The organism is Streptomyces sp. NPDC002845 (assembly GCF_053591955.1).
This window is the reverse complement of sequence record NZ_JBSFUU010000017.1, coordinates 131,124-150,300: the sequence shown is the minus strand read 5'-3', so window position 1 is coordinate 150,300 and position 19,177 is coordinate 131,124. Positions and strand designations below refer to the sequence as shown.

Annotated in this window: 17 protein-coding genes, 1 tRNA gene and 1 pseudogene; 12 read left to right on the top strand and 7 right to left on the bottom strand. The window is 67.2% G+C overall.

Features of this window, described 5'->3' with window-relative positions; translation table 11 throughout:
- Nucleotides 1–20: 20 nt before the first annotated feature.
- Nucleotides 21–93, top strand: a tRNA-Lys gene (locus ACWD3C_RS15260).
- 105 nt (nt 94–198) lie between these two features.
- Here the strand turns inward: ACWD3C_RS15260 and ACWD3C_RS15255 are convergent.
- Nucleotides 199–1,782: a tyrosine-type recombinase/integrase gene (locus ACWD3C_RS15255; RefSeq protein WP_451143947.1), complete on the bottom strand. Its 1,584-nt coding sequence runs from the start codon at nt 1,780–1,782 to the stop codon at nt 199–201.
- A gap of 148 nt (nt 1,783–1,930) precedes the next feature.
- Between ACWD3C_RS15255 and ACWD3C_RS15250 the strand changes: the two genes are divergently transcribed.
- The gene (locus ACWD3C_RS15250; RefSeq protein WP_451143945.1) at nt 1,931–2,194 is read left to right on the top strand and encodes a DNA-binding protein; all 264 of its coding nucleotides are present in this window, start codon (nt 1,931–1,933) and stop codon (nt 2,192–2,194) included.
- Between the two features lie 122 nt (nt 2,195–2,316).
- The gene (locus ACWD3C_RS15245) at nt 2,317–3,282 is read left to right on the top strand and encodes a recombinase family protein (RefSeq protein ID WP_451143943.1); all 966 of its coding nucleotides are present in this window, start codon (nt 2,317–2,319) and stop codon (nt 3,280–3,282) included.
- A 163-nt stretch (nt 3,283–3,445) separates the two neighbouring features.
- Here ACWD3C_RS15245 and ACWD3C_RS15240 read toward each other — a convergent pair whose 3' ends face one another.
- The 4 genes from ACWD3C_RS15240 to ACWD3C_RS15225 are packed head-to-tail and all read right to left on the bottom strand — an operon-like array spanning nt 3,446 to nt 7,348.
- Entirely contained in the window at nt 3,446–4,867 is a 1,422-nt protein-coding gene (locus ACWD3C_RS15240) for an FAD-dependent oxidoreductase (RefSeq protein WP_451143941.1), read from the bottom strand.
- Nucleotides 4,860–6,050, bottom strand: coding sequence for an MAB_1171c family putative transporter (locus tag ACWD3C_RS15235; protein WP_451143939.1), 1,191 nt, complete (start codon nt 6,048–6,050; stop codon nt 4,860–4,862). The genes ACWD3C_RS15240 and ACWD3C_RS15235 overlap by 8 nt, the downstream gene beginning before the upstream one ends.
- A gap of 54 nt (nt 6,051–6,104) precedes the next feature.
- Nucleotides 6,105–6,713: a toxin-antitoxin system, toxin component gene (locus ACWD3C_RS15230; protein WP_451143937.1), complete on the bottom strand. Its 609-nt coding sequence runs from the start codon at nt 6,711–6,713 to the stop codon at nt 6,105–6,107.
- Nucleotides 6,710–7,348, bottom strand: coding sequence for a hypothetical protein (locus ACWD3C_RS15225; RefSeq protein WP_451143935.1), 639 nt, complete (start codon nt 7,346–7,348; stop codon nt 6,710–6,712). Before ACWD3C_RS15225 ends, ACWD3C_RS15230 begins: the two co-directional genes overlap by 4 nt.
- A 1,609-nt stretch (nt 7,349–8,957) precedes the next feature.
- Here ACWD3C_RS15225 and ACWD3C_RS15220 point away from each other — a divergent pair.
- The 8 genes from ACWD3C_RS15220 (at nt 8,958) to ACWD3C_RS15185 (ending at nt 16,162) form a co-directional block, all read left to right on the top strand.
- Nucleotides 8,958–10,073 (top strand): ParB/RepB/Spo0J family partition protein, encoded by a 1,116-nt coding sequence (locus tag ACWD3C_RS15220; RefSeq protein ID WP_451143933.1) that lies wholly within the window; start codon nt 8,958–8,960, stop codon nt 10,071–10,073.
- A gap of 285 nt (nt 10,074–10,358) precedes the next feature.
- A complete protein-coding gene (locus ACWD3C_RS15215) occupies nt 10,359–10,769 on the top strand; it encodes a hypothetical protein (RefSeq protein WP_451143931.1) in 411 nt (136 codons plus the stop codon).
- A gap of 278 nt (nt 10,770–11,047) precedes the next feature.
- Nucleotides 11,048–12,406 carry a putative antirestriction adenine methyltransferase gene (locus ACWD3C_RS15210; RefSeq protein WP_451143929.1) on the top strand — a complete coding sequence of 453 codons (1,359 nt, stop codon included), beginning with the start codon at nt 11,048–11,050 and terminating at the stop codon, nt 12,404–12,406.
- A 4-nt stretch (nt 12,407–12,410) separates the two neighbouring features.
- Entirely contained in the window at nt 12,411–12,650 is a 240-nt protein-coding gene (locus ACWD3C_RS15205) for a hypothetical protein (RefSeq protein WP_451143927.1), read from the top strand.
- Nucleotides 12,647–13,561, top strand: coding sequence for a ParB N-terminal domain-containing protein (locus ACWD3C_RS15200; RefSeq protein WP_451143925.1), 915 nt, complete (start codon nt 12,647–12,649; stop codon nt 13,559–13,561). Before ACWD3C_RS15205 ends, ACWD3C_RS15200 begins: the two co-directional genes overlap by 4 nt.
- 32 nt (nt 13,562–13,593) lie before the next feature.
- Nucleotides 13,594–14,145, top strand: coding sequence for a hypothetical protein (locus tag ACWD3C_RS15195; RefSeq protein ID WP_451143923.1), 552 nt, complete (start codon nt 13,594–13,596; stop codon nt 14,143–14,145).
- Entirely contained in the window at nt 14,142–15,656 is a 1,515-nt protein-coding gene (locus tag ACWD3C_RS15190) for a terminase large subunit domain-containing protein (RefSeq protein WP_451143921.1), read from the top strand. Before ACWD3C_RS15195 ends, ACWD3C_RS15190 begins: the two co-directional genes overlap by 4 nt.
- A gap of 149 nt (nt 15,657–15,805) precedes the next feature.
- A complete protein-coding gene (locus ACWD3C_RS15185) occupies nt 15,806–16,162 on the top strand; it encodes a hypothetical protein (protein ID WP_451143919.1) in 357 nt (118 codons plus the stop codon).
- Between the two features lie 34 nt (nt 16,163–16,196).
- Here ACWD3C_RS15185 and ACWD3C_RS15180 read toward each other — a convergent pair whose 3' ends face one another.
- Nucleotides 16,197–16,499 (bottom strand): hypothetical protein, encoded by a 303-nt coding sequence (locus ACWD3C_RS15180; RefSeq protein WP_451143917.1) that lies wholly within the window; start codon nt 16,497–16,499, stop codon nt 16,197–16,199.
- A gap of 154 nt (nt 16,500–16,653) precedes the next feature.
- Complete coding sequence (locus ACWD3C_RS15175) at nt 16,654–17,385, bottom strand: hypothetical protein (RefSeq protein ID WP_451143915.1); 732 nt, start codon at nt 17,383–17,385, stop codon at nt 16,654–16,656.
- Between the two features lie 341 nt (nt 17,386–17,726).
- Between ACWD3C_RS15175 and ACWD3C_RS15170 the strand changes: the two are divergent.
- A pseudogene (locus tag ACWD3C_RS15170) lies at nt 17,727–19,168 on the top strand (NF041680 family putative transposase).
- Nucleotides 19,169–19,177 lie beyond the last annotated feature (9 nt).

Genomic DNA, 19,177 nt, shown 5'->3' with positions numbered 1-19,177 from the left:
TCGGGGAGGCAACATCGCCTGGGCCCTTAGCTCAATTGGCAGAGCAGTGGACTTTTAATCCATTGGTTGTGGGTTCGAGTCCCACAGGGCCTACCGCTTGACCTGCGGAAACGCAGAATGAGGGGCCCCAGATCGAACATCTGGGGCCCCTCATCGGCTAGATGGGAACGAGATGGGAACGCGGAGGAGCTGAAACGCTCACTCGTCGCTGGTGCCGAAGTCCTCGGGCGAGATCTGGTCGAGGAAGTCCCGGAACTTCTCCACCTCGTCTTCCTGCTCGCCCGGTGCGTCGCTCTCGCCGTCGTCCCTTCCCGCGCGGGGCACGATCAGCAGCGTCGCCTCCGCCGCGAGCTTGTCGAGCTCCGGCAGGACGCTGGTGTAGGTGTCCATCGTCAAGTGGTACGAGGAGTGGCCCAGCGTCTCCTGCACGACCTTCTTGTCGACGCCGGCTGCCAGCGCCAGAGTCGCGCTGCCGTGTCGTAGGTCGTGCAGACGCACGGGGGGCAGCCTGGCCTTCTTGTGCAGCCGCTCGAAGCGGTCGGTGAAGTACTGAGGGTGGTACGTCTCGCCGTTCTCCTTGGTGAAGACCCTGGGGGTGGAGTCCGCTCGCGCCTTGTACCGGTCCCACTCGGCCTGCTCCTCCTGCTGCTGTTTCCGCCACTTCCTGAGCAGCCTGAGGGATTCCCGGTCGAGGTTGATGTCCCGTACGGAGTCGGCCTTGGGCTCGTCCTGGTGCGTCTCGTAGGACACGGTGACGATCTGCTCGGTGATGTGGATGACGCCGTTCTCGAGGTCGACCTCGTCCCAGGAGAGCGCGCATGCCTCGCCGCGGCGCAGTCCCCGGAAGGTGATCAGGTGCCACAGCGGGTAGAGGCGGTCGTCGACGACGGAGTCCAGGAAGGCGCCGGTTTGTTTGGGTGTCCACACCATGACGGGTGACGGCTTCTTGCCCGTACGCTCCCAGCGCCTGACTCGCTCCGGCGTCCACACCAAGGCCTTCGGCCGCTTCCCGGAGGGCAGGGTGACGAGCCGGGCCCAGTTCTGAGGGATCAACTGCTCCTGGACCGCGGCCTTGAGCGCGGAGCTGAGTGTGGCCTTGATCCGGTGATGCGTGGCGGCCTTCGTGGGGTGCTTGAGGTTCTTGCGAGCCTCTGCGAGTTCGTCTCGTGCCTTCTGCCACGCCTGGCGGAGTTCCGGCGGGCGCGGCGCCGGAGAGCTGCGCCAGGCCGTACGGGCCCGCTCGCAGTCTTCTTCCAGGAGCGCGACCTTCACCAGGTGCGCGGACCGTTGTTCGTTGTCCTCGTTGATCGCGGTGAACATCGCTCGGATGTGGTGCAGCCGCAGGTCGCGCATTCTCAGGTGCCCCAGGTAGGGGATGAGGTAGTGATCTATGTGGCTGCGGTACCCGTGGCTGGTGGTGGGCTTCCGCGTGGAGGCCTTGAGCCAGCGGGTGAGGAACTCGGTGACGGTTTCCTTGGAGGTAAGGTCGACTCCGGCTTTGGCTGCCTCCCAGGCGGCTTCTGCCGCCTTCGCTGCCTCCTCCTGTGTCTTGTGGCCGCCCTTCTTGGCTCTGCGGCGCTCGCCGCCCGGGCCGGCGGGGATCTCGATGGAGTAGTACCAGGATCCGTGGCTCCTCTTGGAGAGCTTGGGGCAGTCCTTTTCCAGGCGGCCGATCTTCGGGGTGCCGTCTTCGTTGAGGACGGGCTGCCCCTTCCTCTTGCCGCGCTTGTGGACCAGCGGTCCCGTGCAGGCACACCGTTTGTATGTCTTTTCCTCGAACAAAGGTGTCCTCTCCCTGTCTGCGAGCCTGGGCCCTAGACGCGTGGGTGATCTGGATCTTCTTTCTCGTTCGTTCTTCACCTTGCTCAAGGCGTCGGACAGTGCCGTATGCTGCGCATGAGTTGGCGCGGGGGAGGATGCGACAACTGGCATGGCAACGCAGAGGGACGCTGAGAAGGCCCCGGTGGAATCCGGTGCGATGGGGATGGAAGAACTCCTCGCGCTACCGGCGACGGTAAACGTGGTCACCGCGGGGCGGGCCTTGGGGATCAGCCCGAACACGGCGTACGAGCTCATCAGGAACGGTGAGTTTCCGGTTCGGACACTGCGGCTGGGGACCATGGTGAAGGTGCCAACGGCCCTGCTGTGGGAGGTTCTTGGGGTGAAGGCTCCGGTAGACGCGAAAGTGGAGTGATCCACACCGCTTTGCGGCATATTTTATTACTCGCAGGTATGCGCCAGTCTTTGTAGCGATGTGACCTATCTTCGCTAGCATGGTTGCGTCATCGGGGTCGGTTGAGGTGCGAGGAGGGCCAGATGCCGCGGCTCTATGGGTTCGAGGACCAGGCACTCCGGCGGGTGCGCTCAGAGGAGGCGGCTGTGCTGCGTCAGGCAGCCAGCCGCCGGCTGGCCGGCCAGCCGTATCCCCAAATCACCGCTTGGATGAAGGATGAGGGCCACCGCACGACGCTGGGCAACGACTTCAGGCCCGGGTCACTCGCGGCGGTGCTGGATCATCCGGCGATCGCGGGGCTCGCGGAGGATGAGGGTGGGAATCTGGTGGAGACCGGTGGTCCTCAGATCATCACGCCGGAAGAGTTTAAGGGGATCAGGCAGCTGCGGGCGGAGAAGGAGCCCGAGGGCGGACGGTCACCGCAGCGCGAATACCTGCTGACCGGGAGCCGGACGGTCTGTGGCCTGTGCGGATTCAGCCTGGGTCCCTCACCATCCAATGCAGGCAGCCGTGGCTACCGCTGCATGCCGAGTACCGCGCAGCACCCTGGCGGCTGCGGCAAGGTGCGCATCAAGGCCGACTTGTTCGAGACGTACGTAGCCGAGCACGTGCTGGCCGAAGCGTCCAAGCCGGAAGTGCGAGCCGAACTGGAGCGCGCCCGCGAGGAGATCTTGGCTGACGCGGAGAAGCTGCGCGAGCGAATCAGGGCGGACCGTACTCGGCAGCGCGAGCTCGGAGCTGAGCGCGGCCGAGGGGAGATCTCCATGGTTGCCATGAAAGAAGCGGACAAGGAGCTTACGCGCGGCATCAAGAAGGCTGCTGCGGAGCTTCGCTTCCTGGAGCAGATCGCCGACGCGCCGACAGGAGGCGTGCCTGATCTCGTTCGCTGGTGGAGCCACGCCCCGCTCAAGGCGCAGAGGGGGCTCGTGTGGCTGATGCTGACGCGGATCGGGGTATACCCGGCTGCATCCCGCGGATCCCGTACGGTGGATGGAGACCGAGTGGCGCTGGAGTGGCGCCAGTGGGCTGCGCCGAGCGTCGCCTCCTGAAGACTGCTGTGGCGAAGTGACGCGCTCAGTGCGATGTAGGTGGCCCTTCAATGCAGCGCGGAATCGCCTGCGGCGGCTGGGGCCGACCTGGATGGTCGCTCCGGGGCATTGCCGCAGGTGTTGCGGTATGTGTGGCTGGGAGGCAGGGCGTCGGTGCGACCTTCTACTCGGGAGATCCGGCAGCCTCGTTCAGAGCATCCAGAAGCCTGCGCTCCGCCGGGGTGAACTGAGGCCGGTCGAGCTGCGGACGCAGGGGGCCGACCAGCGTCGTCATCAACACGCTGGGCTTGACGAGGGAGATGGGCAGGGCTTGCAAGGCCACTACGTCGGTCAGGGCCGTGGCGGCGTGGAAGGAGCCTGTAGCGGTGCGGGACAGGCGGCTGACGTAGTGGTGCAGGAGGCGATCGGCAAGGTTCGGGCTCCCGCCCGTCGTGGTGGAGAAGTGGATGTCCTGCCCCACGGCAAGGGTCCACGCGGTGTTGACAGGACGGGCGATGGCACGCTGAGCGCGGCGGGCCAGGCCTGGTGTCAGGCCGGTTGAGAGTAGCTTTCGCAGGGCGAGGGCGCCCTGTGCGGCCACTGACATGCCCTGCGCGTAGACGGGGTTGAAGGCTGCGACGGAGTCTCCCAGCGCCACCAGGCCCTCCGGCCAGGGGGTGAGCCGTTCGTAGAAGTAGCGCCGGTTGGCTGTGCTGTGGGTGACGCTGACGTCGGTGAGCGGTTCGGCGAGCGCGAGGAGGTCGGCCAGGATGGGGTGGCGCAGGGTGCGGGCAAAGGATTCGAAGGCGTCCGCGTCACGGGTGGGTTGTCCGCCGGGGGCGCCCATCAAGCTGACGTGCCAGCGGTCTCCTTCGATCGGCAGGATGCCGCCGGCGTTGCCGGGCTGGGGCAGACGTGGGTCGGCTTGCACACCGACCATCGGCCAGTGGCGGGTGGGGACAGGAGCGCGGTAGACGCGGCTGGCGTAGACGAGACCTGAGTCGATGTGGTCCTCGGCGAGGCCGGTGATGCCGAGTTGGGTGAGCCACTGGGGGGTGCGGGTGGCCCGGCCGGAGGCATCGATGACGAGGTCGGCGTGCAGTTCGGCTTCCGCACTGTCGGCGGTGTGGACCCGTACGCCGGTGACAGCGCGGCGGTTTCCGAGCAGTTCGATGGCCTTGGTGTTCGTACGCACGCTGATGCGGGGGTCTTTGAGGACCTGTTCTCGCACAACGAAGTCAGTCAGGTCCCGGCTTGCAGAGATCTGGAAATGAGTGGCGCGCTGCCAGCGTCGGTACCAGCCTTCGGGAGAGTAGATGACCATGTTGGTGGTCATCGGTATGCGGTTGGCGCCGGCGGCCAGCAGTAAGTCGAGGGTGCCGGGCAGGAGGCTTTCGATGGCCTCGGCGCCGCCGGCATGCAGGAGGTGGATGTGGACGGCCTGTGGGACGCCGGTGCGCGGTTCGGGTCCTGCGGGCAGCTCGTGGGCTTCGATGATTTCTACGGAATCAACATGGTCCTTGACAGCGGCCGCAGCGAGCATGCCGGCGATGCTGCCCCCGATGACGACAGCACGGGTGGGTCTCCGGCGCGGGGCTTCATTCATGATGGGCTGCTTTCTGCTGAGGAACGTAGTGCTCGTGGAAATCGCGGACGATGGGCGATGCCAGCGCCAGGGACAGGGGAACCAGATCTTTCGAGCGCCACGCCGAGGTCTGCGGGGTTTCGTTCTGCTGGTCGGGTGTGGCGCGTTGTCGCTCGCGAGCGGTGAGGATCATGGTCGCGTCCGCGGTGGCCGCAGCGGAGGACTCGTCGCCGCTGTCGCGAAGTGCTGCGCGGTAGGCCGCATCGCGGACGGCGGGGTCGCAGTAAGGGGTCAGTGCGTGGATGGCGTCGTACAGGGCCGTCTTCCGTCCGGTCAGGAGCATCGCCGGAGGAGTTCGCCACCATGGCAGCGAAGTGCGGATGGCGCCGGGGGTGGGCACGTGCTGGAGGGCCCGCCACAGGGGGGTGAGTTGCCGTAGTTGCCGCATGATTCGGGCGGTCTGTGCCACGCGCGGGCCGGCGAGGGGAAGAGCGAACCCGATGGCGCCGAGAATGGCGGAGGGAGCGGCGAGCTGGAGAGAGACCTTGTCGACGAGGAAGTCCAGGTTGTGGCCCGTCCACCGGGCAGTCATGGCAACCAGTCTCATGACGTCGTAACACACGATGATCAGGTAGGCGGAGGCGAGGATGCGCAGGCCGGCCCGGAGCGATCCGTCGACGACCTTGGACCAACGCCAGCACAGTGTGCTCGCGGCCATCATGGCCACCCCCTGGGCGACCAGGTAGGTGACGATCATCTCCCGGATGTACGGCGTATTGGCGTAGTAGACATCGAACAGGGTGACCTGCTCCACGGGAGCATTCCCGACCCAGAACAGGACGATGATGGCGAGGACGGCCGAGCTATAGGCGGTCACACACAGGCGTGACGCACGCCGGGTCTGCTCCGGGGGCGCTGGCCGCCAGTTGATGATCAGCAGAAGGCTCGCCCCGGAGAACGCGGTCGTCATCGCGTACACCACGGGGGCGGCGACGTTGGATATCCCAGTGATCCGGTTGAGCGCGGCTATGGCCTCCGGGGCGGCGAAGATCATGATCCAGCCCGCGGCGAAGAGCAGCAGGCAGGCTGCGCGCAGCAGCGTGTCGTGCGGCCTTCGGACTAACGCGGGGATCTTCAAGGCGCAGACCAGCAGGAGGATGATCCCGCAGGTGTAGTAGCCGAGGTTGCTGGTTCCGGATGTCACCTTGCTGCTTTTCTCCTCAGTACAGGGGCTGTAGGAAGGCCCGTGCCCAGCGGGTCAGATCCGGGGGATGCGGTGTGCCATGGAGGCCTGGATACGACCGGCGAGGTTGTCCGGGTCGGCGGGGGCGCGGAATTCTGCCAGGGCGGACTGCACGTCCGTGGCGAATCGGAACCCGAAGAGCTCGGCTTCGAGTTCCTCCTGGATGTTGCGGGCATCGGCGCGGGCGGCGAAGTGCAGAGCGGCGTCCATACGAACGGTGGGAGGCAGATCGGTGTCGTCGGCTTCGGCGAGGACGGCTACAAGTTCCGCCAGCGCGCCTGTCGTCTCGTTCTCTCCGGCGCGGGAGGCGGCGGGACCGTGGGCGGTGGTGCTGCTGCAGTGGCCCTGGAACATGTGCCACGCCTCGTGGCCGATGATCACAAGCTGGTGCTCGGGGTCGGTGTTTTCCTCGTAGGCGATCAGGTCGTGGCTGGTGCGGTCGACCCACAGCCCGCTGGCGATCCCGGGCGGAAACGCTGCCTTGCGTAACCGAACCTGCCGTCCTCGTACCTGGGTGAGGGCCTGGCCTATCGAGGGGATGACAACCGCGTCGCTGGCGGGCGGCCGTAGGTGGCGGACGAGTCGTGCACTGAGTTGCCGCATCGCCCTTGGTCCCGTACTCACTGGTCTCCTTCGGCCTCATCGACCTCCAGCAGGGCCTTCAGAGTCGCGTTGAGGACTTTCCACCGTTCTTCTGGGAGTTTGCGTGCCTGTCGAAGAGCGGCGCCGCGGACGTCGTCGAACTGCTCCAGTGTTTCGGCCAGTGGGTCAGTTGCGGCTTCCGGCCTCTCTGGCACCGACTGCTGCGCGGCGACGATGGGCTGTAGCACACGGTTGAGGGCCTCGGGTGCCGGGGCGGTGAAGAAGGCCTCTCCTCCGTCGACTCCGAAGAAGTCGACCAAGCCATGGAGGAGTTCGACACTGGGTACCTTCTTGCCTTCGCAGACCTGACGCGCCCAATAGTCAGAGACTCCCAGCTGCCGGGAAACGGCGCTGGCCAGATCCGACATGCGCCTGTCGGCGGTGCGCGTCAGGTCGGCCTGAGCAAGTGCCCTGATGCGCGCGCGGACCCGGTCGTTAACCATGTCGGCCGGCGGTGTACCGCCCTTCAGCAACGTGCTGACGGTGGTTTCGGGCAGAGCGGTCTTGGCTGCAAGTTCCTTCACGTTGAGCAGTACTGATCGTTGCAGGTTCTGTTCTTGGATGAGCGCCTCAATATGCGCGAGCGTCTCGGAGAGAGAAGGGGCAGGGTCTCTCATTGCGCTCCCAAGGTGGGTCGATGCCGGTGTCCAACCAGGAGGCTACGCGCGTCACCCACGATACTCAACGATCGTTTACCGCCGCCTCCTAGCTGAAAATGATCGTTGACTCCCCGTGCCTGCGCGTAGCAATATCCCGGGTGGCGGAGGCGGGGCATCCGGTTGCTGTGCGTGATCATCGGGGGTGATGCCCTTTCCGTCAGCTCATGGGATGGGGTAGCACCTGCATGCTCCAGCCGGATCAACCGGCGCCAGCCGCAGTGCGCTGTATCCAGCTGAGTCCCAGACCGGAGCAAAGGATCTTCACCTGTGATCCATGGGTCGACTTCGGGTGCTTAGTGGCTTCCGTCCGCGCTGGGCACGGTGCTGTGTGCGAAGGGCTCGCGGCCTGTGGCGGGGGAGAAGACGGTGGCGCTCTTTACGTCGGAGGCCGCTCGGGCGGGGTGCGTTGGTAATTGTGAAGGAGTGTCGGGGTGCCTTGGTGTCCACCGCATTCCGCGTGCGGGCGTCTACGCCGCAGGGGAGGAGTCTCATGGTCAAGGTGGATCCGGAGCGCGTTGCTGACCTGGCGCGTCGAGCTGTGCGAGTCCTGGGTCCGGGTGAGCTGCCGAGGGTGTCCAGGGATGCGAAGGCAGCGCTCCGCATGTTAGCGATCGTCCTCGAGGAGGAGTCGGAGGGCGAGGTCTTGCGCTCCGATCGACCCAGACCGCGGGGTAGTGATCAGAGATAGGTGACACGCTTGCATGTTTGGATGATACATTCGGCTTGTCGACCACGCGGATGCTGTTCTGCGGCCCACGGGGTCGACCGCGCCATGTTCAGTGGTTCCCCTCAACTGCTCCTCGTAGGCGGCCGACCCCCCCGCGCCCCGCCTGCGAGGAGCTGGCCCGCACCGATGGCGGACCATGCGGGGCGCCAGGCGGCGCGATAGGAACTGGACCCGCCCCGACCTCGCTGGGGCGGGTCCTTTCGTTTCAGGGAGCGGCGATGTCGGAGTGCCGACCGCAAGGCCCGGCCCCCTCCGAGCCTTGGGGGCGGCGCGGGCGGCTCGGGCGGCAGGGGCGTGATCCCTGTGCCGGTATCGCCTCGGCCTGGTCGGCTGCGCGGTTGGGGCTGCTCGGTGACTGCTCTGCCCTCTGCGGTGGCCGATCGTGAACCTTGCCGAGCGGAATGCTCCGTTCGATGACCGTCGATCACGGCGCCGCTCTCGCCGTACTGCTCATCGTCATCTCCGGTGTGCCGCTCGGTCGTTGGGCGTGCCGACGGGATCTGGGCGAGCCATGTCGGACGTGCCCGGTTGGCTGCCGCGAGCTCGCAGACGCCTCGGAGGCGTCGCAAAGCTGCAGCCAGTGCAGAGCGGCAGTTGTTCGGCCGCGGGAAAGGGCTTCCCGCGGAGCCCCGTTCTCCGCACCACGCTGGAATCACGCCGCAGGCATGGAAGTAAATCCGGCCGGTTTTGCAGAGTAAATGACAGAAAAGAAGTCGAATGGAATTCCATGTATTTAATGCCAGGAATTAACTTGCTTTAGGGGTGAATGCGATTAAGATATAAATAACAGCAAGCCGGAAATCCTAGAAAATCTGGGATTCATAAAGAAGGGTGTGAGGAATGTACCTCGAACTGGAAATTGCGCAGATCATCCCGAACCCGAACCAGCCCCGTAAGTTCTTCGACGACGAGGCGCACAAGGAGTTGACCGGGACCATCCGTGAGAACGGACTGCTCCAGCCGATTGTTGTCCGCCCCGTGGAGGGCGAGAAGGCCCCGTACATGATCGTCGCGGGGGAGCGGCGCTGGCGGGCCAGCACAGACGCTGGCCTGGAGACGGTGCCGGTGCGGGTGCTGGAGGACGTCACTGAAGAGCAGGCGTTCGTCCTGTCGATCTCGGAGAACGTCAACCGCGCCGACATGACCATCCTGGAGGAGGCCGGCGCCTACGCTGACCTCGCAGCGCTCGGCTGGAACCCGAAGAAGATCGCCGGGAAGTTCGGCAAGACCGAGACCCACATCAAGTGGCGGCTCGGCCTGCTGACCCTGCGTCCGGAGGTGGCCGAGTGGGTCAACGAGGGCAAGATCAAGCCGAACCTGGCGTGGCACATCGCTCAGCTCACCCCGCAGAACCAGATCATCGCGGCTACGCGCTACATGCGAGGCGACTTCGACAGCGAGGCCGACGCCGCGAACTTCGCCCAGGGGCTGCGCATGGCCGAGCAGCAGGTCTCGCTCGTCTCCGAGGAGGCGCCCAGCGAGGAGGAGAAGGAGAAGAGGGAGAAGGCCAAGGCCAAGACAAAGGACAAGCTCGCCAAGGTCGAGGAGGTCCTCATGCCTCTGCTGGACGAGCTGACGAAGGTGAAGCCGGACGAGTTGGCCACCATCCTCGGCACCGAACTCGGGCGGTACGTCCGGGAGGTCGACCGGCTGGCTGAGCGCGTCACCCTTGCTCGGCGGATCGTTCGCCAGGCCAACGGCATCGCGCAGGCCCGGGAAGTCGCCTGGAACTCGGCGCTCCAGGAGGTCAAGACGACGGGAGCCGAGCCGGAGGCGGCCTTGCAGGACACTGCTCCGGCGGAGCCGAAGCCCACGGAGCCCGCTGGGTCCGAGGCGCGGCAGACGCCGGAGGTCGAGGCGAAGGCGGAGCAGGCGCCGGAGGCCGAGGTCAAGGCCAAGGCTCAGCCCAAGCCCCGTACCAGGCGGCCCCGCGGGAAGGCCGGGACGACGGCCTGATCCAAGGAGGTGGCGCGGCCGGGAAACCGGCCGCGCCATAGGCGTTGCCCTGGCGGCCTGTGGCTTCCTGGACCCAGCGCGACCCTCACACCGAAATCCTCGGCCGAATTCTTGAGTCTGCGTAGTCGAACGACTGCCCGCCGAGTTCTGGACCGAGGAAGGTCTATCAGAAACCTGAGTGCGAGTACGTGCTCACGGAGGTACCCGACAAAAGCTGAGCCCAATACCCGCCGGTCTCAATCCGGCGGGTATTGGCCTGCCGAGACACGAAAGGAAGCAGCCGCTGTGCTGACCTTGTTCACCAACCGCTACCAGGCGTTCCGGCCCCCGCAGGGCGTTCCGGTGCGCATCACCCGCGGCGCACCCCGCTTCAAACTCTCCTACCAGCTCACACACTCTGTGCGTGAGCTCGCGCCGCGTGCCGAATACCTCACCCAGCCTCGTCCGGACTTCACCACAGCCTATCGAGCCGACCTCGACGTCCTCGGCGTTCAACGCGTCGCGGCCCTCCTGGAGGCCATCGCGGGGGCTGCCGGAGACCATCGGCTCGTGCTGCTGTGCTTCGAGGACCTGGCCGATCCGACCCTGTGGTGCCACCGCCGGATCTTCGCCGCCTGGTGGAAGGAAGCCACCGGTGACGATGTCCGCGAACTCGGGCCGATGGCCGGGCAGTACGAGCAGGGGACACTCCTGTGAGCACCGCCCGGCGGCCCGACTGGGCATCGATGAGGCGCGAGGACTTCTACGACGACACGGCGCGTAGTTGGACGAGCGACAAGCTGACGACCGACCCGGATCCCGACCCGCACGGCACACTGCCGCTCCCCGACTCCGACGAATGCGTAGAGATAGATGACACTGATCGAATAGTCTGAACCTAGTATGTGTTAGGTTCCAGCTCGGCGCCCGGCCCGGCAGCACCTGCCAGGCCGGGCGCTTTCGTATCCCGTACCTCGTCCCAGGGGAGGCGGCACATGTTCCAGGGCACCATCCCGGGCCCCATGCGCTCCATCGTCAGCGAGACCGCACGCGCCTGGCCGGCCGGACCGGTCTACATCCCTTGCTGCGGCAACTTCACCATCGAGCGGACCTTGTCCGACGCCGCCTTCGCGCTGCACTCCTCGGACGTGTCCATCTACACCAGCACCATTGGCCGTTGGCTCACAGGACAGCCCACGGGCGTCCGGCTGAGGGAGGAGTCCCAAGACCAACTCGGCTGGCTCGCCGACTTCTTGGACGACGGCCCCGGCACCGTGGCGACGCTCATGCTCGGCACGCGCTTCCTCGCCTCAGTCGACCGCGACGGGCTCTGGCACCAGCGGGTCGTGCGTTCCTACCGCGACCAGTGGCAGGCCAAGCACGCCGAAACGGTCGAGAAGCTGTCGCACACAGACCTGCGACTGGCCTCCTACGAAGCCGAAGACGTCCGCTCATGGCTGGACAAGGTGCCCCCCGACGCCCCCGTGTGCTCCTTCCCCCCTTTCTACGGGGGCGGCTACGAGAAGCTGTACGAGCCGCTGGACGCCCACTTCACCTGGGACGCACCCCACTACGAACCCCTGTCGGACGCCGACGTCGTCTCGATCCTCGGCGCGATCACCAACCGCCCCTACTGGCTCACCGCCTCCAACCACGACGTAGAAGCACTGCGCCCGCACCTGCGCGGCGTCATCAAGGCCACCCCGCGCGCAGCCCCCTTCTACGTGTACGCCTCCGCGGCACGCACCCGCATCGTCGCCCCCCGCCAGGCCATCGAGCCGGTCACCGCCGTACGCCTGCGCCAGGGCGACCAGATCGAAGGTCCATTGACCCTCGCGCCGCTCAAACCCGGCCAGTTCAACGCCCTGCGCTCCCGCTACCTCAACCCGCGCATCGCTCCCGGCGCCGCGCACCTCGCGGTCGCGGTCAAGGCCGGGGGCAAGGTCATCGGCGTATTCGCGATGTCGCCCAGCAACCACACGCCCGACGAGGCGTACCTGCTGTCCGACTTCGCCGTCGGCCCCACCGACTACCCGCGCCTGTCCAAGCTCGTGGTCCTGGCGGCCACCTCTGCCGAGGCCAAGCTGTTGTGCCAGCGCGCCTTCTCCAAGCGGATCCGCACGGTCGCCACCACCGCGTTCACCAACAAGCCGGTGTCGATGAAGTACCGCGGGCTGCTCCGCCTGACGAAGCGCAGCCCCTCCAACGAGGACGCCTACGCCTACCAACTCCAGTACCAGGGCCGGATGGGCGGCCACACCCTCGACCAGGCGTGGACGACGTGGACCACCAAGTGGGGCAAGCGCGCCATCCCCGAGCCCTCTGTCGCTTCAAAGAATTCGAAGGAGCAGTGAACCCATGACCGACCAGATCCAGTTCGGACAGGTGTACGTCGCCTGCCATCCCCGAGAGCAAGGACGGCGCCTCCACGTCACCGCCTACACCCCTGGGCACGCCCGCGCCCGTATCGAGGACGCCGACAGCCGCAAGCGACCGCGCCGGATCCTGGCGCGCAGCCTGCACCAGTCCGCCACCGTGCGAGGCGACAAAGGCGGCACACCGCGACGTACGGGCTACGCGCCGGAGGCCGGCGGATGACCGACCACCTCGCCCCGCCGACGTACGTCGAAGGCGACCCCCGGGACCTGACCCTGCTGGACATCAACGCCCGCTACCTGCCGCACGAGCAGTTCCGGCAGCTCGTCGACAACATCAAGCGGGACGGCTGCCTCACCTCCACTCCGCTGGTGTGGAACGACAGCGACACCGGGCGGCGCATCGTCCTGTCCGGCAACCACCGCACCATGGCCGCGATCGAAGCGGGCCTGAGCCGGATCGGCTGGCTGGAGATCGCCGAACCGCTGCCCCGGCAGCGGCAGATCGCGCTCCAGCTCTCCCACAACGCCATCGCCGGGCAGGACGATCCGGCGATCCTCAAGGAGCTGTACGACGAGCTGGAGGCCGTCGAGTGGCGGCAGTACAGCGGCCTGGACGACAGGGCGCTGGACCTGCTGGAGAAGGTCGACGTGACCGGGCTCGGCGAAGCCAACCTTGACTTCGCCACCGTCCAGGTCGTGTTCCTGCCCGACGAACTGGAGCGCGCCGAAGGCGCGATCGACGCCGCCAAGGCCACGGCTGCCGCCGATGCCCGCTGGGCCGCCGGACTGGCCCAGTACGAGGCGGTCCTTGATGCCATCGAGACATCCCGTGCCGCGTACAAGATCGGCAACGTGGCCACCGCGCTCGGCGTGATCCTCACCGTGTTCGAGGCCCATCTCGGAGACCTGGCCGACGGCTGGTACGACCCGGAATCCCGGCAGGCCGGCCGCACCGGTACCGCGCCCGTCGAAACCGTCTTCGGAACCCGGGCGATCCCCATCGACACCGCGGCCGCCGTACGCGCCGCCGTCGACGTCCTCGTCAAGGACGGCACCGTGCCGGAGAACGAGCCGTGGCGCGCCCTCGATATCCTCGCCGCGGCCGTGGTGTCGCCTGGCGACACGACATAGCCGTAGAGAACGGAGCACACGAAGAAGGACACATGGCGGGCGACGACCAGACGGCGAACGACCCCTGGGAGCGGCAGGACAGCGAGACGACTGCCGCTTTCTCGGCGTTCGCCGCCTACCGTGACATGGGGCCTGCCCGGAGCATCACGAAAGTCGCACGACAGCTGGGCAAGTCACGGACGCTGATCGGCCGTTGGTCCCGTGCCCACGCCTGGGTGTTGCGCGCCCAGGCCTTCGATCGGGAGCAGGACCGGATCTTCGCCGCCGAGCAGCGGCAGGCCCGGAAGGAGACCGCTCGCCGTCACGCCAAGCTCGCCCAGGCGTTCCTCGGCAAGGCCGTTGCCCGCCTGCAGATCCTCGACCCGCGCGAGCTGTCTCCCGCCGAGCTGCTGAGGTACTTCGCCACCGCCGCCGACATCGAACGCCGAGCAGTTGGCGACAACCTCGGCAGCCCGGAACACGCTGTCGCCGACGGCGGAGGCGCCGTGGAGGCGGAGGCGCTGACCGATGAGGAACGCAAGGCCCGCATGGAGCAGCTGCGCCGTGAGCTGGAGCGCCGTATCGGCCAGGGGGATACGCCGTGAACGACAGCGGCTGGGCTCTGCGGCGCCGCATCGAGAACCTGCCCGACCCGTCCGTCATGACCCTGGACCAGATGCGCGCGGAGGTCGCGGCCCTGACGGCCGCCGACGAACAGTCACGGCGCCGCTGGACCTGCCCTCGACGCGACTGCGACGGTCTGCCGCACGAAGGTTGGCGCCACAACCATGCCCGCGCGAACCAGCGTCCGCCGGACTGGCTGTGGACGATCTGGCTGCTGCTGACAGGGAGGGGGTGGGGGAAGACGCGCACTGCCGCCGAGCAGGTACGGCAGTGGGCGTCCGAGCCGGGCCAGATGATCGCCGTCGTCGCCAAGAACGCCACGCTCGTACGCGACATCTGCTTCGAGTCTCCGAAGTCCGGCCTGCGCTCAGTCATCCCCGACGCCGAGGTACGCCGCTACACCTCCTCCCTCGGCGAGACCGCGCTCCGGCTGCGCAACGGCACCATCATCCGCGGCTTCGGCGCCGAGACTCCGGACAACCTGCGCGGTTGGGCCTTCGACAAGGCGTGGCTCGACGAGTACGCGGCATGGCCCCGGCAGACCGCGCAGGAGGTCTACGACATGCTGTGGTTCTGCCTGCGCGAATCCGACGAGCCGCAGATCATCGTCTCCACCACTCCCAAGCCGCTCCCGCATATCAAACGCCTGGTCGCCCGTGGGCGCGACCAGGAACAGCAGTGGAGCAAGGCCAAGTCCGCTGGTGACGGGGCTGCCGAGCGTCCGAAGATCGTCATGGTGCGCGGTCACATGGACGACAACGCTGCGAACCTCTCCGAGGTCGCCCGCGCCGAACTCGAAGCCGAGTACGCCGGCACCCGCCTCGGTCGCCAGGAACTGTCCGGCGAACTCCTCGAAGATGTCGAAGGCGCTCTGTGGCAGGGCTGGATGCTCGAAGTCGAAGGCTTCCGCATCCACCGCGAGCACCTCCCCGCCCTCAACCGCATCGTCGTCGCCGTCGACCCCGCCACCAAGAGCCACGAGAACGCCGACCTGACCGCCTTCACCGTCGCCGGACGCGGCATCCCGCCCGCCACGGTGTACGGAGACAACCGGCCCCGCGGATACGTCCTGCACGCCGAGCAGCAGCGCCACACCCCGACCGCGGCGATGCGCCGTGCCGCCGAGTTGTACCACCAGTACGAGGCCGACTGCGTGGTCCTCGAAGCCAACAACGGCGGCGAATACCTCCCGGCCCTGCTGGAGCAGGTAGACCCGGCTGTGCCGTGGCGCATCGTGCACGCCACCCGCGGCAAGCGCGCCCGCGCCGCCCCGGTGGCCCAACTGTACGAACAGGCCCGCATCCACCACGTAGGCCGGGCCCGCGGGTTCGCCGAACTGGAGGAGCAGATGACCACGTTCGTCGGCATGGGGGAGGCCGAAGACTCGCCGGACCTGCTCGATTCCATGGTGTGGGCGCTGTGGGATCTGTTTCTGGAGCGTCAGACCCACGTGGGCCACGGTGACGACCAGCGGCTGTCCGGGCGGCGGTAACCGGCCTTGGTACTGGTGGGCTCGCCTATTCAACTGTCGCCAGTTCCCTGAGGGACCCAGCCTGCCGGTGGCCCTGTGCGCGTCCGGCTACTACGGGCTGGTAGGCCCGGGCCGGGCGTGGACGAGTCGGCGCTGACAGCGAACGCGCTGTGGGAGGCGGTCACCGGCAGGCCCGGCACCCAACCGAGTTCGAGAGCGTGTACGTCACCTGGCGCAGTCCGGCAGCCGAGGCGAAGCAGAAGGCAGAGAACGAACACATCTACGGCCCGCGGCGGGGGCGGGCCGCGAAAGCGAAAACGGAACCGGCCACCGCCGCGCAGCTGAAGTACCTCGCCACCCTCACGGAGAAGGCGGGCAGGGAGCAGTTCGACGCCGCGTTCACCGAGGCAGTCAAAGGCACCAGCATCACGCCGCGTGCCCTCCCCAGGGAACGGACCGCGACGACCGCGAAGCGGCGGACCAAGACGGCGGCTCGCACGCTGATCAGTGCCCTGGCCGGTGGCTGAGCCTCCCGCCACCGCCTGTGCCCCCGGCCCTCCTTCAGCGCCAGGTGACGACGACCATGTCGCCCTGGAAGATGTTGATCGAGTCCTCGTAGTAGGCCTCAACTGCCCGGGGCCAAATGTTCTTCAGCTGCTTGTGCGCCGCATCCCACTCCTGCAGCAGCGTGAGGTAAGCCTGCATGCGCTGGCCACGGAGCCACTGTCCGTGCTCTGTGGAGGCTTGATCACGTACCTGCCGTGCCATCGCACGCGCGGTCGCCACCGCATCGAACACCGCACCACCAGCGCCCCCGATGGCACCTGCGAGACCGGCGACCACAGCGGCAAGCCCCTCATCCATTCCCGACGTCTCCTCCGCCCACGCGCGACGAACATCGACACCCGGCCGCGTACTCACCGACAAGCATTCGGCATCGCTCCTGAGGTCTGTGCACACCTTTCGGGCGCGGTCCGGCAGCCCACCCGGCATCGGCGGAGCAGGACGCCGAGGTCAGCTAGCCACGGTTCGAGTCGTAGCCCCACCGAGCCCGGCCGTCTTTGCCCATGAAGCATTTGGCGGGACGTCCATCCTCAGCAATGCCGAGAGCGCCGACGGGGGAACACGCGTACCCGAACTGGATGCCCACCTGCCCGTCGAAGTCCCGGCCCCCCGTCCCGCCGTTGTCATCTTCCTCTGCCTTCGGGGCGTCGGGTTCTTCTGCTTCCTCCGTCTCTGGGGCGACATCGGGTGGAGTGACGGACTCGGTCACTGCTGCGGTGGGCTCTGATTCAGACGACAGCGAAGGGGCAGGCGATGAAGCCGGCGGCGTGGTCTCATCCTGGTTTGGTGGCTCGCTCGGTGCGAAAGCCCCGGCCGCGACGAAGTAGACCACCGCCCCGACAGCGATGAGCGAGGTCGCTCGCGCCCTGCTTCCTGCCGGGACGGTCGCCGTGCGCGGGGTGCGTCTCGCTGCCAGCACACTGCCGCCCGGCATCAGGATGAGCAGCACTGTCCAGAAGGCCAGATCGTTCCCCTCGTTGGAGGCCAATGACACCAGGTAGATCGCCGTGGTGAAGAGGACGGTCGCGAGGAACGCGTCGGCCTTGGAACGCTGGCGCACCGCCGACCAGGCGAACGGCGCCCAGGCGAATACCCCCAGAGTCAGCACCACCGCCAGGACACGGGTGACCCGGCGGAGGGCAAAATTCGGAATCGGAGCCCCTGCCAGCGGCGGCGGTATGGACACTGCTCTCTCCCCGAGATTACTGCGGTCGGGGCACACTCCCCGCCAGTGCTTTGCGCGTCAATGTAACGAAGGCGGCAGACTTCTCAAATGCCAGGCGCCAATCTGTTGCTCAACGTAGAACCCCGGCCACCGGTCGGTCTCGGATCCACCGGCTCTTGACATGTCGGCTCTTGACATGTCGGCATCAGAAACAGCTTCTGGCCTTGTTCTTTATGGTCTGGCCTCGAGCGATGCCTCGAACGTGATCGCTCGTACGGGGATTCCGGGGACGTGAACACGGCCTTCGCCTGATCCTGTGCTCCGACCAAAGAGGCACTTGACCAGTACGAAGGCCGTGGGGAATGAGTCTGCTGCACCACGATGCCCAGCGGGAGCCGTTCGCGGTGGCGTCACACTTCCGGGACGACTTCTATGCGTGCCTGACCGCCCGCCGTGACGAACTGTTCGAACTCACCGACGCGTTATTGTGCGCGGACGGGCCGGTGAGGACGCCGGTGGACCTGACGCTGCTGGCCGAGCACCGCCGTGGACACGGCGCCTCGTACGAGGCTCTCAACCGCGGCCGGATCGACGCCGGGCGGCTGCGGCGGACGCTGGCCGCGCTGCCCCAGCCCAAGGCGGCCGACGGCCGGCTCGTCCTGGCCGTGGACGTGTCCAACTGGCTGCGGCCGGACGCCGAGTGCAGCGCGGACAGGTTGTTCTGCCACGCCTACGGCCGTAGTAAGGATCAGCACCTGATGATCCCAGGTTGGCCGTACTCGTTCGTCGCCGCACTCGAATCCGGGCGCACGTCGTGGTGCCAGCTGCTGGACGCGGTCCGCCTCGGCCCCACTGACGACGTCGCCAAGGTCACCGCAGTCCAGGTCCGCCGCGTGGTTCAGGACCTGATCGCGGGCGGGCGGTGGCGCCAGGGCGACGTGGACATCCTCATCGTCTTCGACGCCGGCTACGGCGCCCCGCGCATGGCCCACCTCCTTCACGGGCTGCCCGTCGAGGTGCTGGGGCGGATGCGGTCGGACCGGGTGATGCGCAAGCCCGTCCCCGTGCCGTGGATCTCACCGCCGCAGGGCGGACGGCCCCCGAAGCACGGCAAGGAGTTCCGCTTCGTCAAACCGGAGTCCTGGGGCGAGCCGGACACGGCCACCACGCAGGTCACCGACCGCTACGGCACCGCGCAGACGATGGCCTGGGACCGGATCCACCCGCGGCTTACCACCCGTTCGGCCTGGATCGGACATGACGGTGAACTCCCCATCCTTGAGGGGACGTTGATCCGCCTGCAGGTCGACCACCTGCCCGGCGGAGGGGACCCGCTGCCGGTCTGGCTGTGGTCCTCGAAGACCGGGATGACCGGCGCGGACGTCGATCTGCGCTGGCAGGCGTTCCTGCGCCGCTTCGATCTTGAACACACCTTCCGCATGATCAAGCAGACGCTCGGCTGGACCCGGCCGAAGGTCCGTACTCCTGAGGCGGCGGACCGCTGGACGTGGCTGGTCATCACCGCTCACACCCAACTTCGGCTCACCCGCCCTCTCGCCGAGGACCTCCGCCGCCCCTGGGAGAAGCCCGCGGAGCCCGGCCGGCTCACCCGGCCCGGGTCCGCCGAGGGTTCAGAAACCTCCGCCCCGCCTTGAGCTGCCCCGCCCGTGCGCCGAAACCCAGCCGGCCAGGCCCCGGCAGACCGCTCGGCTCCAAGAACCGGCGGCCCGCCACCCGCTACGACGTGGGCAAAACCGTGAAACGACCCGAGACGATCACCGAACGCGACCAGGCCAGACCATAAAGAACAAGC

What these genes read in the sequence shown, in the direction of transcription:
- ACWD3C_RS15240 (WP_451143941.1), bottom strand. Translation starts at nt 4,867, where the DNA reads ATGAATGAAGCCCCGCGCCGGAGACCCACCCGTGCTGTCGTCATCGGG.
- ACWD3C_RS15200 (WP_451143925.1), top strand. Translation starts at nt 12,647, where the DNA reads ATGACCGACCACCTCGCCCCGCCGACGTACGTCGAAGGCGACCCCCGG.
- ACWD3C_RS15220 (WP_451143933.1), top strand. Translation starts at nt 8,958, where the DNA reads ATGTACCTCGAACTGGAAATTGCGCAGATCATCCCGAACCCGAACCAG.
- ACWD3C_RS15225 (WP_451143935.1), bottom strand. Translation starts at nt 7,348, where the DNA reads ATGAGAGACCCTGCCCCTTCTCTCTCCGAGACGCTCGCGCATATTGAG.
- ACWD3C_RS15210 (WP_451143929.1), top strand. Translation starts at nt 11,048, where the DNA reads ATGTTCCAGGGCACCATCCCGGGCCCCATGCGCTCCATCGTCAGCGAG.
- ACWD3C_RS15195 (WP_451143923.1), top strand. Translation starts at nt 13,594, where the DNA reads ATGGCGGGCGACGACCAGACGGCGAACGACCCCTGGGAGCGGCAGGAC.
- ACWD3C_RS15205 (WP_451143927.1), top strand. Translation starts at nt 12,411, where the DNA reads ATGACCGACCAGATCCAGTTCGGACAGGTGTACGTCGCCTGCCATCCC.
- ACWD3C_RS15250 (WP_451143945.1), top strand. Translation starts at nt 1,931, where the DNA reads ATGGCAACGCAGAGGGACGCTGAGAAGGCCCCGGTGGAATCCGGTGCG.
- ACWD3C_RS15180 (WP_451143917.1), bottom strand. Translation starts at nt 16,499, where the DNA reads ATGGATGAGGGGCTTGCCGCTGTGGTCGCCGGTCTCGCAGGTGCCATC.
- ACWD3C_RS15245 (WP_451143943.1), top strand. Translation starts at nt 2,317, where the DNA reads ATGCCGCGGCTCTATGGGTTCGAGGACCAGGCACTCCGGCGGGTGCGC.